This is a genomic window from Rothia sp. HMSC065D02 (assembly GCF_001815285.1).
Classification (GTDB): domain Bacteria; phylum Actinomycetota; class Actinomycetes; order Actinomycetales; family Micrococcaceae; genus Rothia; species Rothia dentocariosa.
This window is the reverse complement of the sequence record NZ_KV820089.1, coordinates 92,308-109,380: the sequence shown is the minus strand read 5'-3', so window position 1 is coordinate 109,380 and position 17,073 is coordinate 92,308. Positions and strand designations below refer to the sequence as shown.

Here is a 17,073-nt window from a genome sequence, read left to right as displayed (position 1 = left end):
ATGAGCGAAACTCTGACAGGCTGCGCCGCAGCTTCAACCGATTCCACGTCGCGCTCCACCAAAGTACCCGTGGAGATTTCAAGCGTGCGCCCTGAACCGGGAAAAATTGCGCTCAAAGCACCCCGGCGAACAAAACCGCCCAAGCATATTGCTGATTTTGATATGGCAGGGCGCCGTGAATTCCTCAAGGAACTGGGATACCAGCCCTTCCGCGCATCGCAGCTCTCAAAGCACTATTTCGAGCGGCTGGTTAACGATCCGGCGCAGATGACAGATCTGCCTGCTCAGAACCGTGACGAGATAGTATCCCGCGCAATGCCGCAGCTGCTAACTCCTGTGCGAACCCTAGAAGCTGACGGTGGGGACACCCTCAAAGTCGTACATCGTCTTTTCGATGGGGCGCTTATTGAATCGGTCATTATGCGGTATGACAACCGTGTCACCATGTGTATTTCCTCGCAGGCTGGATGCGGGATGAACTGCCCCTTTTGTGCCACCGGGCAGCAGGGGCTCACCCGCAATCTCTCGACCGCAGAAATCGTGGAGCAAGTAGTTGCTGGGGCACGATATCTGAAACAGATGAAGGGTCTTGACAAGGCCGATGGAGGGTCGGAAGATACCCGCCCGCTACGCGTCTCCAATATTGTATTTATGGGAATGGGCGAGGCGCTCGCAAACTACAAATCAACGATGGGTGCGGTGCACCGTCTGATCGATCCCGCCCCCGAGGGACTGGGTATCTCCGCGCGCGGACTTACGATGTCTACCGTGGGTTTGGTGCCCGGTATCCGCAAGTTTGAGCTGGAGAAACTGCCGATTACGCTTGCCCTCTCGCTGCACGCGCCGGATGATGAACTGCGCGATGAGCTTATTCCCATTAACCAGCGGTGGAAGGTTGATGAGACTCTGGATGCCGCATACGATTATTACCGCACGACCGGGCGGCGCATCTCGATTGAATATGCTCTTATTCGCGATATTAATGACCAGGGATGGCGCGCTGATTTGCTGGGGAAAAAGCTCGCGCAGCGCGGTCGCGGATGGGTGCATGTAAACCCTATTCCGTTGAATCCGACTCCTGGCTCAAAATGGACAGCATCGCGTAAGGGTGTGGAGCAGAATTTTGTGGAGCGTCTGCGGGCACACGGTATTCCAACGACAATTCGCGATACTCGCGGTTCTGATATTGATGGTGCATGTGGCCAGCTCGCTGCCAAAGAAGAAGAGTAGGGGCGCCTCATACCGGGTAATAGTCCTTATTCTGCAGTTGTTTAAAAGGCAACTATGTCGTATAGTTGATAGTTGGCTGTTTGTACCAGCGTTAAGTGCGCCCTTTTTGCAGGTGTAAAACGCTCTTTACCAGTGTGTGAAGATATACAGCATCAGAAGATAGAACTGTTCAGAGCATAAACTCTGGGCACCGACGTTAGCGGAGGATATGGCAAAGAAAGACGGCGTCATCGAGATTGAGGGCTCTGTGGTTGAGGCTTTGCCCAATGCGATGTTCCGTGTTGAGCTAGACAATGGTCACAAAGTTCTCGCGCACATCTCGGGTAAGATGCGTCAGCACTACATTCGAATCCTGCCTGAGGATCGCGTGGTAGTGGAACTGAGCCCCTACGACCTGTCCCGTGGTCGTATCGTCTACCGTTATAAGTAAAACCCGATCATTAAACGTCGCTTCGGCGGCGTTTAAGTCGTGTTCATAGGGATAAATAGTTTTTCTGGTTGCACAGTAAGAACCTCTTATCTCGCCAGTTATCAAGTTGCAATCAAAAGGAATGCGATGAAGGTCAAGCCGAGCGTTAAGCCGATCTGCGATAAGTGCAAAGTGATTCGCCGTCATGGCGTAGTCATGGTGATCTGCGAAAACCCGCGCCACAAACAGCGCCAGGGCTAAGCCCACGGTAGCTGCGTAACACCGCCTGCGGGCGGAATCGTCATAGGCACCGCTCCGCATTGTTTATCGAGTGATAAAGGATGCGGATACCTCCGGACTCAGAGGCCGGGGACCGGGCAAATACCCGGGCAGTGATGCTACAGACCTCTGGAAAACAACAAGGAGAAGCCAGTATGGCACGTCTCGCTGGAGTTGATATTCCCCGCGAAAAGCGCGTGGAAGTTGCTCTCACTTACATTTACGGCGTGGGCAAGACCCGTGCTCACGAAACCCTCGCTGCTACCGGCGTGAACCCTGACACCCGCGTCAAGGATCTCACCGACCAGGAGCTCGTGGCACTTCGTGACTTCATCGAAGGCAACTACAAGGTTGAAGGTGATCTTCGCCGCGAGGTTGCAGCCGATATTCGCCGCAAGGTTGAAATCGGCAGCTACCAGGGTCTGCGTCACCGTCGCGGCCTGCCGGTTCACGGTCAGCGCACCAAGACCAACGCACGTACCCGTAAGGGCCCAAAGCGTACCGTCGCAGGTAAGAAGAAGTAAGCAACGTTGCTCTGTCGAACTATCAGTATCGACCAACGTATTAGAAAACCTTTGTAGGAGAATCAATAATGCCTCCCAAGACTCGCGCCGCGGCTGCTCGCAAGACCCGCCGCAAGGTCAGCAAGAATATCGTTGCTGGTCAGGCTCACATCAAGTCGACCTTCAACAACACTATCGTCTCCATTACCGATCCCACTGGTGCAGTAATCTCGTGGTCCTCTGCAGGCGACATGGGTTTCAAGGGCTCTCGTAAGTCCACCCCCTACGCCGCACAGCTAGCTGCTGAGACTGCCGCAAACCGTGCTAAGGAACACGGCGTCCGTAAGGTTGATGTTTTCGTAAAGGGCCCCGGTTCTGGCCGTGAGACCGCAATCCGCTCTCTGCAGGCAGCAGGCCTAGAGGTTGGTTCGATTCAGGACGTAACCCCCGTAGCTCACAACGGTTGCCGTCCGCCGAAGCGCCGCCGCGTCTAATTAGGCGAATGCCTAATCCCTCTGCGGCTGTCGTCTTCACAGATAACACCAAAGAGTCCAGACACCCGTCTGCTTCCTAAAATCTGTTTTCCCAAACTTGTGGGCTCATATAGCGGAGCTCACCGAAAGGAAACAAAGTGCTTATTGCACAGCGCCCCACTCTGACTGAAGAGGTCGTAGCGCCGAACCGTTCGCGCTTCACCATCGAGCCCCTTGAGCCGGGCTTCGGCTACACCATGGGTAACTCCCTCCGCCGCACCCTGCTGTCCTCCATTCCCGGCGCCGCTGTTACCAGCGTTCGTATCGACGGTGTTTTGCACGAGTTCAGCACTGTTCCCGGAGTTACCGAAGATGTCACCGAGATTATCTTGAACGTCAAGAAGCTCTCGATTTCTTCGGAAAATGACGAGCCCGTAGTTGCATACCTGCGTAAGCAAGGCGAGGGTGAACTTACCGCAGCCGACATTGAAGTACCTGCCGGTGTTGAGATTCATAACCCGGAACTGCACATCGCAACCCTCAATGCGAAGGCAAACTTCAATGCCGAACTGATTATTGAGCGTGGTCGCGGTTATGTGTCTGCAGCTCAGAACAAGACCGGTGATGCAGAGATCGGCCGTATTCCGGTTGATTCTATTTACTCCCCGGTTCTGAAGGTTACCTTCAGCGTTAACGCAACCCGTGTTGAACAGCGCACCGACTTCGACAGCCTGACTCTGGACGTCGAAACCAAGGAAGCCATTGCACCGCGCGATGCCGTCGCATCCGCAGGCAGCACCCTGGTTGAGCTCTTCGGACTTGCACGTGAGCTCAACGTTGCTGCCGAGGGTATCGAGGTTGGTCCGTCGCCTGCCGACGAGTCCATGGCTGCCGATTTGGCTCTGCCAATTGAGGACCTTAACATGTCCGTTCGATCCTACAACTGCCTCAAGCGCGAGGGCATCCACACCGTGGGCGAGCTCGTGACTCGTAGCGAGGCGGATCTGATGGATATTCGTAACTTCGGTGCTAAATCCATTGATGAGGTCAAGGCTAAGCTGCATGAGCTTGGTCTGGCTCTCAAGGATTCCCCTCCGGGCTTTGAACCCGTTGCTCGTGCATACGATGACGAAGACGGTTCCGGCGAATAAATTTCGATCGAATAGTTCACCCGGTTGTTCCGGGATCAGTAAACGTGGTTCCTAAGTCCCGTTGTTGGGGCGGTGGAACGTAAATCATGGAGAAATAACTATGCCTACTCCCACTAAGGGTCCCCGCCTCGGCGGTTCCCCGACCCATGAGCGCCTAATGCTCAATAACCTGTCGGCGCAGCTCTTCCAGCACAAGCGCATCACCACCACCTTGACTAAGGCAAAGCGTATGCGCCCGGTGGCTGAACGTTTCATCACCTTCGGTAAGAAGGGCGATTTGGCGGCTCGCCGTCGCGTGCTGCGATCCATTACCGACAAGTCCGTAGTACACGAGCTTTTTACTGTAATCGCACCGGCAATGGCCGAGCGTCCCGGTGGCTACACTCGCATCACCAAGATCGGTAACCGTAAGGGCGATAACGCACCTATGGCTGTTATCGAACTCGTGATGGAGCCTGTAGAAACCAAGGGTGCTGTTGCAGAAGCTACCAAGGTTACTGAGAAGGCTGCCGAGGCTCCTAAGGCTGAAGCAAAGAAGGCAAAAGCTGAAAAGGCTGAACCTAAGGAAGAAGCTAAGCCTGCTAAGTCTGAAGGTACCGAGGGTCTGCCTGCAGGCGCACACGCTCCGTTAGAATCTGGTGAGGCTCCCGAAGGCTTTGAGGTCAAGGGTAACGCTGACTCAATGAAGTACCACGTGCCCGGCTCCCGCTGGTATGCAAACACCATCGCCGAAATCTGGTTTGACTCCGCTGAGTCGGCTGAGGCGGCAGGTTACGCACCCGCCGGTGGTGCAGCAGCTCAGAAAGTTTCTGCTGAGTAAGTACAGCTAACGCGTTAGCTTATTGTCAAAATCCGTCGTCTAGGTTCATAGGCGACGGATTTTGCGTGTTTCAGACGTACATTCTTGGGCAATTCACCAGGTATTGTTGAAGGGCGAAAGGGGAAAGCTACTGTGTCTGATCACTTACAAGAACCTGGTCCTCAGGCATCACAGATCAACCTGGACTCGCAGCCATCATCTGGCGATGGGGACGTGCTGGGCACGCAGCGGGTACGTATCGACTGCGCCTATGACGGCACGTGGTTTAGCGGGTGGGCAAGGCAGCCTAATCTGGTAACTGTGCAGGGTGTATTAGAGGATGCGCTGGAGCTGGTGCTTCGCACGCATCACCGAGTGACGGTCGCCGGTCGTACCGATGCCGGAGTACATGCGCAGGCGCAAACTATCCACCTTGATATTGCCACCGAAACCTGGCAGAAACTTACCGGGCGTGACGGGCTGGCAGATCCAGCTGAGTCGCTCAAACGTAAGGTTTCTGGTGCTCTGAAACGAACCCTGGCGCAGGCAGAACATACGCTAGGAATCCCTGAGCGCATGCGCGGGCTTCTTCAAGGATCTCTTGTGCTTCACCAGATACAGCCCGTGCCGCAGGACTTTGATGCGCGGTTTTCAGCGACCGGCAGGCGGTATACGTACCGCATCCTGGATGGACAGGGGAGTAGCCCCGATCCGCTGCACCGCGCGTATGCCTGGTGCATTCCCGAAAGCCTAGACCTTGAAGATCTTAACAAGGCAGCTCATGAACTTACGGGGCTACATGATTTTCTCTCGTTCTGTAAGCCGCGTGAGGGAGCTACGACGATTCGTGAACTCCGCCGTATATACCTAACACGCCATGATGACGGAGTTATTGAAGCGACAGTTGAGGCAGACGCTTTTTGTCACCATATGGTGCGCTCGCTTATAGGGGCACTAGTTCTCTACGGCACCGGAAAACGGACTCAAGTATGGCTGCGGGAACGCCTAGAAAACCCGCAGCGGGATGCCTCACTCATTATGGCACCCCCGCATGGATTAGCTCTTGCACACATTGATTATCCAGCGCCTGAAGAGTACGGTCTGCAGGCACGAGCTACTCGGGCGATGCGGCAGAGCAACATTTTTAACGGGGAATCCGCGCCATTTAAGGGTTTTGGTGTGGATTAAGCACCTAAATTGCTGTATAGTTTTGCTAGTTGTGCGTGTTCTGCCCGAGCACGCTCTCGACACTGTCTAGTTGCAGGACGTCAAGGTGCCGCAGAGTACGGGTCAGAACGGGCGAGCATTCGGTCCTCACCCGGATTCGTCATGCACGTAGTAATAGGCGTGATACCCAACTAAGCGCCGAATGTACATTTCGAGACAAAGGCCAATATTTTGCGCACTTATACTCCTAAGCCCGGCGAAGTTGAGCGCCAGTGGCACATCATTGATGCCACCGATGTGGTGCTCGGTCGCCTCGCAAGCCAGACCGCTATCCTGCTGCGCGGTAAGCACAAGCCGACTTTTACCCCTAACGTGGACACCGGCGATTTCGTGATCATCGTGAATGCCGAGAAGGTCGCTCTGACCGGTGCAAAGCTTGAGCAGAAGCGTGCATACCGCCACTCGGGTTACCCTGGCGGTCTGAAGTCCGTCAATTATGCAGAGCTTCTTGAAACCAACCCTGTTCGTGCAGTTGAGAAGGCTGTGAAGGGCATGCTGCCTAAGAACAAGCTAGCTGCACAGCAGATCAAGAAGCTGAAGGTCTACGCTGGTCCCGAGCACCCGCACGCGGCACAGCAGCCCAAGACCTACGAATTCAACCAGGTCGCCCAGTAATTCGGGCCTACGAAGAAACTATTAGGAGAAATCGTGGCTCAGAACGAAGAGCAGATCGTAGTCGAGGAAGAGCTCACTAGCTACACCTCGGAATCCGCAGCCCCCGTCGCGGCGGCTGCACAGACAAGCCGTCCGGCACTGACTGTTGCAGGTGCTGCAGTCGGTCGTCGTAAGGAAGCAGTGGCACGTGTTCGCGTGGTTCCCGGTTCCGGTAACTGGACCATTAACGGCCGTAGCCTGGATAGCTATTTCCCCAATAAATTGCATCAGCAGGATGTGAACCAGCCGTTCAAGATCCTGGAACTTGAAGGTGCTTACGATGTGATTGCACGCATCAGCGGTGGTGGTCCCTCCGGTCAGGCAGGCGCGCTGCGCCTCGGTATCGCTCGTGCCCTCAACGAGATTGATCGTGAGAATAATCGTCCCGCGCTGAAGAAGGCAGGCTTCTTGACTCGCGACGCACGTGTTATCGAGCGTAAGAAGGCCGGTCTCAAGAAGGCACGCAAGGCTTCGCAGTTCTCCAAGCGTTAATCGCTGGTTCTGCTGCACAAAGCCCCCGCACTTCCTAAAGAAGCGCGGGGGCTTTGTGCATTATAAGGGGTTTACCTGCATAAGGTTGCGATAACTGTTATATTTGTCACTCAATCTCACTCTCGGTACAGTTAAAGTGTCAAAGCAGACACGAACGGAAAGAGAATTCATGACAGAAGAGAACCTTCGCCCCACAACGGAACAGGTCGAGAGCACCGTACCCGAAACCGCTTCTCAGCCTTCCGATGTTGCAGGTCCAGTCGTATCAGAGAAAAAGCACGCTATTAAAGAAGCTCTTAAACCCCAAATTCGTCGCACCTCAGTGGTTGAAGACTATGCGGCAGAACTGGATGAAATGGCATCTCTCACCCATGCTCTGAGCGGAAACAAGAAAAGCTCAAAGGGCGATGCCTGGAAGATTGGCTACCCTTACGATGAAAAACTCGGTCGTAAAGCATACGAAAAAGAAAAACGCGCACTGCAGATTGAGCTTCTGAAGCTCCAGCTATGGGCAAAATCGACCGGGCAGAAAATCCTCATTATTTTTGAGGGGCGCGATGCTGCGGGTAAGGGTGGTTCCATCAAACGCTTTACGGAACACCTGAACCCCCGTGGGGCTCGCGTGGTGGCTCTTGAAAAGCCAACCGATATTGAACAGACTCAGTGGTATTTCCAGCGCTATATCAAGCACTTACCCTCTGGTGGCGAGATCGTCATGATGGACCGTTCCTGGTACAACCGCGCCGGGGTTGAGCGTGTGATGGGCTATTGCACGCAGGCTCAGTACTTCGAGTTTATGCGCGAAGTACCCGACTTGGAGCGTATGCTCGTGAACTCGGGCATTAAGCTCATTAAGTTCTGGTTCTCAGTTACCAAGCAGGAACAGCTGGCACGCTTTACCTCACGACGCACCGATCCTGTTCGTCAGTGGAAACTATCACCTACCGATTTGGCGTCGCTCGATAAGTGGGATGATTACACTGCTGCGAAAGAAGCCATGTTCTTCTACACCCATACCGGCGATGCCCCGTGGACCGTTATCAAGTCAAATGATAAGAAGCGTGCTCGTCTGGAAGCTATGCGTTACGTGCTCTCACAATTCGACTACACCTCAAAAGACCGTGAAGTCGTGGGAACCTGCGATCCTTTGATTGTACGTTCTGCAACTGATGTTTTTGAAGAAGAAGGCGGCAGTGACCCCGAAGGTTTCCCTGTCATCCAATAAATAAAACTTTTGGTTGGTTTATTCAATAAACCTACTAAGAAAATAACCAAGAACCGCCCCTGCCTACCAAAGCGGGGGCGGTTCCGGCGTAAGATAGTAAGGTGACTGAACGACTTTTTGGAACTGATGGCGTGCGCGGCCTCGCGAATGAGATTATCACTCCGGCACTCGCTCTTGAGCTCGCGCAGGCAGCCGCCCTTGTACTTGGACATGAGCAGGTCGCCGAAGGCACCCGCCCCCGCGCCGTAATCGCTAACGATTCACGCGCATCTGCAGATTTTATTGTCTCTGCCATGAAAGCCGGGTTTACCAGCGCTGGTGTGGATGTGTTGGACGCGGGAATCGTCCCCACTCCGGCCGCCGCCTACTTAGTGGCTTACACGGATGCAGACTTTGGTGTGATGATCTCAGCATCGCATAACCCCGCCGCCGATAACGGCATTAAATTCTTAGCGCGTGGTGGACAAAAGCTTGAAGACGCCACTGAAGATGCCATTGAGCGCGTGTACCGAGAAAAGAACTTTAGGTACCCTACCGGGGGCGAGGTCGGCTCTATCTGCGCCCTAGAGAACGGTACTGAGGCATACGTTAAGCACCTAGTTTCCACGCTAGAAGACGAGAAGCCTCTCGCAGGTCTTAAGATTGTGCTGGACTGCGCGAATGGCGCGGCTTATGCAGCTTCTCCTGCGGCCTTCACCCGGCTAGGGGCCGAGGTTATTGCGCTCGCTGCTGAACCGAACGGCACCAATATCAACGATGGCGTAGGTTCTACGCATCCGCAGTCCCTTCAAGCTGCCGTCGTTGAACACGGCGCAACCTTGGGGATTGCACACGATGGTGACTCTGACCGATGTCAGGCAGTTGATGAGCAGGGGAACCTGGTAGACGGCGATCAGATTATGGCTATTCTTGCCTTGGCGGCGCATCGTGCTGGGCATCTGAGCCAGAACACTCTGGTGGCAACCGTGATGAGCAGCCTAGGGCTTGAACTCTATCTGCGTGAGCACGGTATTTCGCTGGTGCGCACCGCCGTTGGCGATCGTTACGTACTCGAAGAGATGCGTGAGCACGGGTATAACCTAGGCGGTGAGCAGTCCGGGCATGTGATTATGAGTGACTATGCGACCACGGGTGACGGTGTGCTCACCGGGATTCAGCTTGCCGCTGAGGTGGCGCGTAGCGGGGAGAAACTTTCTGTGCTAGCCTCGCGGATGCAGCCCACCCCGCAGCGTTTGATTAACGTGAAGGGCGTAGATCGTGCCGGCGTTTCAACCAATGCTGTGCTGAATACTGCTGTGGCCGATGCTGAGAAGGGGCTGGGGGAGAGCGGGCGTGTTCTTCTGCGTGCTTCTGGAACCGAACCGCTGGTGCGCGTTATGGTTGAGGCCGCTACGCAGGAGCAGGCCGATTCTGTTGCCCAGCATCTTGCGGATGTGGTGGCGAAAGAACTGGCTCTCTAGTCTTACAAGCTTTCTAGAAAATTGATGCGTATCGTTGGCGAAATAGAAATATTTCGCCAACGATACGCATTTTGTTTATAGCGCAGGTTCAGCTCATATCGGCAGATTTATTCGAGTTGAAAAATACCGTGGGGCACATCCAAAATCGGATGCGCCCCACGGCTTTTGTTGAATGACTAGTTATGTTTGAATCGGAGTGATCCGTAGATTACTTCTTAGCGAGGGAATCGCGGATTTCCTTGAGAAGAGTAAGCTCAGTTTCTTCTATTTCTTCAACCCTGTTGCGGGTAACCCTTTCATTGAGCTTTTGAACTGGAAGAACAACGGCGAAGTATACGGCAGCCGCAATGAGCAGGAAGTTTACGACAGCGGTCAGGAAGACACCAATCTTAATCTGACCGATAACTAAGAAATTATCGAAGTTCGGGGACTGCACCAGCATGGAAATTGCGGGCATGAGAACGGACTCAACCAGCGCGGTCACAACTGCGGTGAAGGCAGTACCCATAATGAAAGCGACTGCGAGGTCGAGAACATTGCCACGGAGAATAAAATCTTTAAAACCTTTAAGCATGTTCCTAGCCTATCGTGTTTCCCAGGAAATTTTCAGGGAAAACCAACAAAAACCGTTCCAAATAAAGTGATTTTCTTCACTAGTATATCACATATCAACCTGTAAAGGTTGATTTTAGATATTTGTTTCTGTGGGTTAGAACCCTGTCTAAAGAACAGTTAGGGGTGTAAGCTGTCGATAAACCTATGAGAGGTAGCTGAGTCTATCCAAGATAATCCGGTGCCGAACCGGTGCCAAAAAACTCTTCCAAAGTCTTTGCTCCTGATGCCCGATACTCCTGAGCCAGGCCAACACCTAGATAGCGGTAGTGCCAGGGTTCAAAGACATAGCCCGTCACATGCTGCTGGTTCTTTGGGAAACGCAGGATAAACCCGAAGTCGGGGGCGTTTTTCGCCAACCATTGACCCGCACGAGTATCTTGATAGCATTCTTGCAGCAGGCATCCTTCGGGGGAACCGAAATCGATAGCCAGTCCGGTCTGATGTTCCGAATATCCGGGCCGTGCGGAGAGCGTATCTGCGGTCTTCTGTCCATTAACCTGAACCCAATGCTGGTAGGTCTGTTTCTGCGCCGCGAAGGAACGATAAGCACTGCTGACCGTGAGGGTTATCCCATCCCGTGCTGCCGCATCCATCATGGACTGCGCCGCCGCAGCCGCCTCAGCACGTAACTGCTGACCATAAAACGGCACCAAATCCTGCGGGGCCCAATCTTGCGGTGAGAATGGGCGAGTTTTATTGACGATGCACCGTAACGATTCCGGGTGCGACTCGACCGATGTGTGCTCAGCAGGTTTTTTGCTTTCGGGTGCGGAAGGTTTTTCTGTAGTGCCGCCTTCTGGTTGCGACTTCTGGTCTTTGGGTTGTGAAGACTCTGAGGCTGTGGCCTCTGGGGTAGCTTTTTCAGACGGTTTTGTCTCTGGGGCTTTCTCGCTTGCCGTTGGGGACGCACTAGGCTTCATCGTAGGGGTTGATGGAGCGGAACTCTGCGTAACCTTTGGGGCGGCGGTAGGTGAAGATGACGCACTTGCCGCAGAAGCCGTGCCTGTAGCGCTTGGTGTAGTGGGGGCAGTAGCTGATGCATTCCCGCTAGCCTGAGGTTCCTGAGAGCCGCATGCAGACAAGACCCAAGACCCAGATGCCGCAGAGGCTGCCGTCAGTAGCGCTCGGCGTGAAAAAACTGATGTACCCATCGGGAACCTCCTTGGGAAACTGGTCTTTATTCTGGAATATGTCAACGGCAATGCGCTAATTTTTGCGCAAGAGAACCTGCGCCACCTTATGGTCGGAACCTTTCTGCAAGATCAGGTGCGCGCGAGCGCGAGTAGGAAGAACGTTCTGTACGAGGTTAGGCTCGTTGACGGTTTTCCAGATACCGGTGGCAAGCTCAATCGCTTGGTCATCGCTTAACTCAGCATAGCGCTTAAAGTAAGAATCCGGGTTCGTAAACGCGGAGGAGCGCAGGGTGAGGAACCGGTTAACGTACCATCGCTGAATATCTTTGGTATTTGCATCGACGTAGATGGAGAAATCAAAAAAGTCACTGAGCGTCAGGTCTGAGGTTTCGGGGCCTTCGGTACCAGCAGGAGCGAGTACATTAAGTCCTTCAAGAATCAGCACATCAGGGGTCGTGACCTCAATCTGTTCATCGGGAAGAATGTCATAGTACAGATGCGAGTATTTAGGGGCTCTGACCACGGGGACTCCCGATTTTATATCGGAGACAAATTGCAGCAGCGCCCGCCTGTCGTATGATTCGGGAAAGCCTTTGCGGTGCATAATGCCGCGGCGTTGTAACTCAGCATTTGGGTACAGAAAACCGTCGGTGGTGACGAGCTGAACCTTCGGGGTTGAGGGCCAGCGCCTCAGGAGTGCCTGCAGCAGGCGTGCCGTCGTCGATTTGCCGACCGCTACGGACCCGGCTACACCGATAATAAAGGGAACTCGTCGGTGGGATGCCTGAAGGAAGTCATTCGTCATGTGGTTGAGTGAGGATGCCGCGTTGACATACAGATTTAAAAGTCGGGAGATTGGCAAATAGATCTGGCGCACCTCATCGAAGTCTACCGGTTCTCCTAAGCCGCGGAGCGCTTCGAGTTCCTCTTCGCTGAGGGGTACCGAAATTTCGGTCGCTAGCCGCGACCATCGTGAGCGTTCCAGCTCGACAAAACGCGAGCTGGCGGCAGAAAAATTTGAGGAGCTCATTCCCCTAAGTGTACGAATTTTGCGCGTCAGATGCGAACAAGGCGTGGCATCCTTTAGGTTAAGAATGCACAAAGGCTGGGGCTATACCTTGAAAGAAATGCCTTTTGACTAGGGGTTATTCTGCCCACAGGTGTAAAGGGTGCCGGGTTAGCTGCCCTGGGGCGTGAATAAGATAAACTTGAGCTATGTGTGGAATTGTAGGATATGTAGGTCTGGACGCAGCTCCGGACGGTAATAAATTCGACCACGATGCATACAAAGTGGTCATTGAAGGTCTGCGCCGCCAGGAGTACCGCGGCTATGACTCGGCCGGTGTTGCGCTCGTATGCCCTGACGGCATCGAATTCCGCAAGAAGGCGGGCAAACTTATCAACCTAGAACATGAGGTCGAGGATGCGCCGCTCACCGAATCACAGATTGGCATTGGCCATACCCGTTGGGCTACCCACGGTGGCCCCACCGATAATAACGCGCATCCGCACGTGGTCGATCACGGTCGTCTAGCGGTTGTGCACAACGGTATTATTGAGAACTTCGCCGAGCTACGCGCCGAACTGCTTGCCGAAGGGGTGGAGTTTCAGTCTCAGACCGATACCGAGGTAGCTGCGGCACTTATCGCAAGTATCTATAACAAACTGGGTACTAAAGACCTGACCGAGGCTGTGCGTGAAGCATCAAACCGTATGGAAGGTGCTTTCACGATTCTTGCGGTTCACGCAGACCACCCCGACCGTGTGGTGGCAACCCGCCGCAACTCTCCGCTGGTGATTGGACTGGGAGAGAACGAGAATTTCTTAGGATCCGACGTTTCGGCGTTTATCGACCACACCAAAGAAGCCGTAGAGATGGGGCAGGACCAGATTGTCACCATCACCGGTACTGACTATTCCATTATTGATTTTGCGGGCAACCCCGCCGAAGGCAAGCCCTTCCACATCGAATGGGATGCCGCAGCGGCGGAAAAGGGCGGCTACAACTCGTTCATGGAGAAGGAAATCCACGAGCAGCCCACCGCTGTTGAGCAGACCCTCATGGGACGCATGGATGAAAAAGGCAACCTCGTTCTGGACGAGCTCAACATCGATGATTCCGTGCTGCGCTCGATCGATAAGATCATCGTGGTGGCCTGCGGTACCGCAGCATACGCGGGTCAGGTTGCGCGCTACGCTATCGAGCACTGGTGCCGTATCCCCACCGAGGTCGAGCTTGCCCACGAGTTCCGCTACCGCGACCCAATCGTGAACGAGAAGACCCTGATCGTGGCTCTCTCGCAGTCCGGTGAGACCATGGATACCCTCATGGCGGTGCGTCACGCCCGCGAACAGGGCGCTAAGGTTATCTCTATCTGCAACACCCACGGTTCAACCCTGCCGCGTGAATCCGATGCGGCGCTGTACACCCACGCTGGTCCCGAGATTGCGGTCGCATCTACCAAGGCGTTCCTGGCGCAGATTACTGCAGCATATCTGCTGGGTCTGTATCTTGCGCAGCTTCGCGGCAACAAGTACAAGGATGAAATCTCTGCCATCCTCGGTGAGCTGCAGAAAATGCCCGCCAAGATCCAGAAGGTTATCGACAACGATACCCTCGTGAAAGAACTTGGCGCCGAGATGAAAGATACCTCTTCGGTGATCTTCCTAGGGCGCCACGTTGGGTTCCCTGTTGCCCTTGAAGGCGCGCTTAAACTCAAAGAGATCAGCTACATCCACGCCGAAGGCTTCGCCGCCGGCGAGCTGAAGCACGGTCCTATCGCCCTGATCGAAGAGGGTCAGCCCGTTATCATCATTGTGCCTTCCGCACACGGGCGTGAATCTCTGCATGGCAAGGTTGTTTCCAATATTCAGGAGGTGCGCGCTCGCGGCGCCTTCACCATTGTCATCGCCGAAGAGGGCGATGAGGCTGTCAAGGAATATGCGGATCGTCTGATCACCGTTCCTGCCGCGCCTTCTCTGCTGCAGCCTTTGCTTGCCACCGTGCCGCTGCAGATTTTCGCGTGCGCACTTGCTGAAGCGAAAGGACTGGACGTTGACCAGCCCCGTAACCTCGCCAAGTCGGTGACCGTGGAGTAATCCTCATCCCGCATATGCGTTCGCGTGGGCGGTGTCGTTACCCTTCAGGGGACGGCACCGCCCACGCCTCGTTAACCCGCACTACAGTGCGAGGCTGAGGAAGTTTCATGATGTGTTAACATTGTTCGCTGTGCTGTCTTCCCTGCATCAACCTCGCTAAACTTAAAACAAAACTCGCATTTTGGCAGGAAAGGCGAAAAATGATTATCGGAATCGGCGTAGATACCGTCAACATTGAGCGCTTTGAACGAATCGTCACCGAAACACCAGCTTTTGTGCGCAGGGTATTCACACCGAATGAGCGCACTCGTAATATCCGTTCTCAAGCCGTACGTTTTGCCGCCAAAGAAGCGGTCGCCAAAGTCTTAGGGGCACCCGATGGGCTCAACTGGCAAGATTGCGAAGTCGCCAGCAGCGAGAGTGGGCAGCCATACCTGATTCTTACGGGAACGATCGCCGAACGTGCCCGTACCCTCGGCATCAACCGTCTGCACCTGAGCCTAACCCACGATGAACCCGTAGCCGTTGCCATCGCCACGGCGGAATATCTGAGCGCTACAGAGCTTGCCCATCTGAAAAGGTTTGATCCTGAAAGCTACAGTATGACGGTTCTCACCGAAGACCCCACCGACTAGCCCCTGCCGCATCGACGCGAGCATTTGATCAGGAGGAGTTATGAAGCTCGTCTACACGGGTACACAAATTCGCAACGCCGAACGTCCTTACCTTGAGGCACCGGACTACGACGGGTATTTGATGCAGCGCGCGGCGGATGCGCTCGCCGCCGAAGCTCACGATATGCTTGCTGATGCGGGGCAGCACAGCCAGTATACGCGCATCCTCTTATTGGTTGGGCCGGGAAATAACGGCGCGGATACCGTGTATGCAGGCACCCGGCTGCATCAGCAGGGGTACCGCATTGAGGCCGTTCTCTTCGACCCAACCGGTAATAACCTGGAGCTGCTCGCCCGCGAAAGCGGTGAAGGAACCCGCGTGCTTGACACCGCCCAAAGTCTGCGCGATATTGCCTCCTACTCCCTGATTATTGACGGTATTTTGGGAACCGGCGCGAAGGGAGCAGCACGTGGGGAAGCGGGGGAGTACCTGGCTAAACTCCGTGCCGTGCAGATGGACGGTAAATTACCCCCAGTGCTCGCCTGTGATGCCCCGACCGGGCTCGATAGCGAACGCGGCACCCTGCACGAACCCTCACTCGCGGCTGCGCGAACGGTCACGTTTATTGGGCGTAAACTACCGGCAGGAACCCATATTGCGGAGCACTGCGGAACTATTAAACTCTACGATTTAGGGGTTCCCGAAGCTCTCAAGGGGTATAAGCCGATGCTGCGCGTTATGGAACGTGAGGACTATCGGGATCTGCTCGAAAAGCCTTCGGTATTCTCACATAAGTACAATCGTGGTGTACTTGGCATGCTCACGGGAAGTCGTGATTATCCCGGTGCTGCCCTGATGAGTGTGCGTGCTGCCCTCAACACCGGGGTGGGGATGGTGCGTTTCAATGGGAAAGACGATACCTTGCGCACTCTCATGCTCGGGCAAAACCCGGAAACGGTGTGTTTCACAGGGCCTCCCGCCCACGAGCATGTGCACGCCTGGGCTGGCGGCAGCGGCACCGGTCCCGAAACCCTGGATCATAACAGGTACCTGCTCAATGCCCCTGAACCTGCAATTCTGGATGCTGGTGCGGTAGACCTCGCCGCAGATTATATGATGGCGGGGCATAGCCTAGGTGAACATAAAATTCTGACTCCGCATGCAGGGGAGCTGGAACGTTTCCTGCGGCGCATTCATAAGCACTCGCCGCAGCGTTGGGAAGAAATGCTTGACGGTGCTCTCGTACCCAGCCGGGAAAACATTAACGCCGAGCCTTGCCGGTGGGTTCGTGCCGCATGCGAGCTCAGCGGCGCAACCGTGATGCTTAAGGGCTCGACGACGCTTATCGCCGCCCCCGTGGGTGCCACCTATAGCGTGCACGGGGCTACCGGGTGGCTTGCTACCGCCGGAAGCGGCGACACCCTCACCGGTATTCTGGGTGCTCTCTTGGCACAATATATGGCGGCTGCTCAGGAACGTCATGAGCAGGTCGAGGGATGCACTTATGCAAGTCTTGCGGCACTGGCGGTTTACCTGCATAATCGTGCGGCGCTGGCATCGTTGGAGGGACGCAAAGGGCCGGTTCCTCCCAGCCGAGTGGCCGCGTATTTACCGCAGGCGATCGCGGAACTTCTTGATGAGAAAGCCGTTCTCGACGATTAAAACCTGAACAGGATACATAGTGGTGGGGCGTGACATGATGTCACGCC

The 17,073-nt window shown here is 54.7% G+C and carries 18 protein-coding genes; 15 read left to right on the top strand and 3 right to left on the bottom strand.

Going from position 1 to position 17,073, the window contains the following annotated elements; genetic code table 11:
• The 12 genes from rlmN to glmM all read left to right on the top strand — a co-directional run bounded on the left by rlmN (window position 1) and on the right by glmM (window position 9,902).
• Window positions 1-1,230, top strand: coding sequence for a dual-specificity RNA methyltransferase RlmN (rlmN, locus tag HMPREF3016_RS04605; RefSeq protein WP_070740566.1), 1,230 nt, complete (start codon window positions 1-3; stop codon window positions 1,228-1,230).
• A 208-nt stretch (window positions 1,231-1,438) separates the two neighbouring features.
• On the top strand, window positions 1,439-1,660 hold the full coding sequence (gene infA / locus HMPREF3016_RS04600; RefSeq protein ID WP_005505018.1) for a translation initiation factor IF-1: 222 nt from the start codon (window positions 1,439-1,441) through the stop codon (window positions 1,658-1,660).
• A 126-nt stretch (window positions 1,661-1,786) separates the two neighbouring features.
• Window positions 1,787-1,900 carry a 50S ribosomal protein L36 gene (gene rpmJ, locus HMPREF3016_RS04595; RefSeq protein ID WP_004005257.1) on the top strand — a complete coding sequence of 38 codons (114 nt, stop codon included), beginning with the start codon at window positions 1,787-1,789 and terminating at the stop codon, window positions 1,898-1,900.
• A gap of 173 nt (window positions 1,901-2,073) precedes the next feature.
• A complete protein-coding gene (gene rpsM, locus HMPREF3016_RS04590) occupies window positions 2,074-2,442 on the top strand; it encodes a 30S ribosomal protein S13 (protein ID WP_005505026.1) in 369 nt (122 codons plus the stop codon).
• A gap of 68 nt (window positions 2,443-2,510) precedes the next feature.
• Window positions 2,511-2,915: a 30S ribosomal protein S11 gene (rpsK, locus tag HMPREF3016_RS04585; RefSeq protein WP_004005255.1), complete on the top strand. Its 405-nt coding sequence runs from the start codon at window positions 2,511-2,513 to the stop codon at window positions 2,913-2,915.
• Window positions 2,916-3,052: 137 nt separating this feature from the next.
• Window positions 3,053-4,045: a DNA-directed RNA polymerase subunit alpha gene (locus HMPREF3016_RS04580; protein ID WP_013397604.1), complete on the top strand. Its 993-nt coding sequence runs from the start codon at window positions 3,053-3,055 to the stop codon at window positions 4,043-4,045.
• A 100-nt stretch (window positions 4,046-4,145) separates the two neighbouring features.
• Complete coding sequence (rplQ, locus tag HMPREF3016_RS04575) at window positions 4,146-4,865, top strand: 50S ribosomal protein L17, sunset domain variant (protein ID WP_004005253.1); 720 nt, start codon at window positions 4,146-4,148, stop codon at window positions 4,863-4,865.
• A 132-nt stretch (window positions 4,866-4,997) separates the two neighbouring features.
• Window positions 4,998-6,032 carry a tRNA pseudouridine(38-40) synthase TruA gene (gene truA, locus HMPREF3016_RS04570; RefSeq protein WP_070740563.1) on the top strand — a complete coding sequence of 345 codons (1,035 nt, stop codon included), beginning with the start codon at window positions 4,998-5,000 and terminating at the stop codon, window positions 6,030-6,032.
• A 210-nt stretch (window positions 6,033-6,242) separates the two neighbouring features.
• Window positions 6,243-6,686: a 50S ribosomal protein L13 gene (gene rplM / locus HMPREF3016_RS04565; protein ID WP_004005251.1), complete on the top strand. Its 444-nt coding sequence runs from the start codon at window positions 6,243-6,245 to the stop codon at window positions 6,684-6,686.
• 33 nt (window positions 6,687-6,719) lie between these two features.
• On the top strand, window positions 6,720-7,217 hold the full coding sequence (gene rpsI, locus HMPREF3016_RS04560; protein ID WP_004005250.1) for a 30S ribosomal protein S9: 498 nt from the start codon (window positions 6,720-6,722) through the stop codon (window positions 7,215-7,217).
• A gap of 169 nt (window positions 7,218-7,386) precedes the next feature.
• A complete protein-coding gene (ppk2, locus tag HMPREF3016_RS04555) occupies window positions 7,387-8,442 on the top strand; it encodes a polyphosphate kinase 2 (RefSeq protein WP_070740560.1) in 1,056 nt (351 codons plus the stop codon).
• 101 nt (window positions 8,443-8,543) lie between these two features.
• Window positions 8,544-9,902: a phosphoglucosamine mutase gene (gene glmM, locus HMPREF3016_RS04550; RefSeq protein ID WP_070740558.1), complete on the top strand. Its 1,359-nt coding sequence runs from the start codon at window positions 8,544-8,546 to the stop codon at window positions 9,900-9,902.
• Between the two features lie 208 nt (window positions 9,903-10,110).
• Here glmM and mscL read toward each other — a convergent pair whose 3' ends face one another.
• The 3 genes from mscL to coaA form a co-directional block, all read right to left on the bottom strand.
• Window positions 10,111-10,476, bottom strand: a complete 366-nt coding sequence (gene mscL, locus HMPREF3016_RS04545; RefSeq protein ID WP_070740555.1) for a large conductance mechanosensitive channel protein MscL — start codon at window positions 10,474-10,476, stop codon at window positions 10,111-10,113.
• A 202-nt stretch (window positions 10,477-10,678) separates the two neighbouring features.
• Window positions 10,679-11,668, bottom strand: a complete 990-nt coding sequence (locus HMPREF3016_RS11285) for a M15 family metallopeptidase (protein WP_239661902.1) — start codon at window positions 11,666-11,668, stop codon at window positions 10,679-10,681.
• Between the two features lie 55 nt (window positions 11,669-11,723).
• A complete protein-coding gene (coaA, locus tag HMPREF3016_RS04530; protein WP_037231131.1) occupies window positions 11,724-12,680 on the bottom strand; it encodes a type I pantothenate kinase in 957 nt (318 codons plus the stop codon).
• A gap of 185 nt (window positions 12,681-12,865) precedes the next feature.
• On the opposite strand from coaA, the gene glmS reads away from it, so the two are divergent.
• From glmS to HMPREF3016_RS04515, 3 genes are all read left to right on the top strand, one after another.
• Window positions 12,866-14,749, top strand: coding sequence for a glutamine--fructose-6-phosphate transaminase (isomerizing) (glmS, locus tag HMPREF3016_RS04525; protein WP_004005244.1), 1,884 nt, complete (start codon window positions 12,866-12,868; stop codon window positions 14,747-14,749).
• A gap of 200 nt (window positions 14,750-14,949) precedes the next feature.
• On the top strand, window positions 14,950-15,384 hold the full coding sequence (locus tag HMPREF3016_RS04520) for a holo-ACP synthase (protein ID WP_048751175.1): 435 nt from the start codon (window positions 14,950-14,952) through the stop codon (window positions 15,382-15,384).
• A gap of 40 nt (window positions 15,385-15,424) precedes the next feature.
• Window positions 15,425-17,026, top strand: coding sequence for a bifunctional ADP-dependent NAD(P)H-hydrate dehydratase/NAD(P)H-hydrate epimerase (locus HMPREF3016_RS04515; RefSeq protein WP_070740552.1), 1,602 nt, complete (start codon window positions 15,425-15,427; stop codon window positions 17,024-17,026).
• Window positions 17,027-17,073 lie beyond the last annotated feature (47 nt).

Coding starts and splice junctions, on each gene's coding strand:
- rlmN (WP_070740566.1), top strand. CDS start 1: ATGAGCGAAACTCTGACAGGCTGCGCCGCAGCTTCAACCGATTCCACG.
- infA (WP_005505018.1), top strand. CDS start 1,439: ATGGCAAAGAAAGACGGCGTCATCGAGATTGAGGGCTCTGTGGTTGAG.
- rpmJ (WP_004005257.1), top strand. CDS start 1,787: ATGAAGGTCAAGCCGAGCGTTAAGCCGATCTGCGATAAGTGCAAAGTG.
- rpsM (WP_005505026.1), top strand. CDS start 2,074: ATGGCACGTCTCGCTGGAGTTGATATTCCCCGCGAAAAGCGCGTGGAA.
- rpsK (WP_004005255.1), top strand. CDS start 2,511: ATGCCTCCCAAGACTCGCGCCGCGGCTGCTCGCAAGACCCGCCGCAAG.
- rplQ (WP_004005253.1), top strand. CDS start 4,146: ATGCCTACTCCCACTAAGGGTCCCCGCCTCGGCGGTTCCCCGACCCAT.
- ppk2 (WP_070740560.1), top strand. CDS start 7,387: ATGACAGAAGAGAACCTTCGCCCCACAACGGAACAGGTCGAGAGCACC.
- mscL (WP_070740555.1), bottom strand. CDS start 10,476: ATGCTTAAAGGTTTTAAAGATTTTATTCTCCGTGGCAATGTTCTCGAC.
- HMPREF3016_RS11285 (WP_239661902.1), bottom strand. CDS start 11,668: ATGGGTACATCAGTTTTTTCACGCCGAGCGCTACTGACGGCAGCCTCT.
- coaA (WP_037231131.1), bottom strand. CDS start 12,680: ATGAGCTCCTCAAATTTTTCTGCCGCCAGCTCGCGTTTTGTCGAGCTG.
- glmS (WP_004005244.1), top strand. CDS start 12,866: ATGTGTGGAATTGTAGGATATGTAGGTCTGGACGCAGCTCCGGACGGT.
- HMPREF3016_RS04520 (WP_048751175.1), top strand. CDS start 14,950: ATGATTATCGGAATCGGCGTAGATACCGTCAACATTGAGCGCTTTGAA.
- HMPREF3016_RS04515 (WP_070740552.1), top strand. CDS start 15,425: ATGAAGCTCGTCTACACGGGTACACAAATTCGCAACGCCGAACGTCCT.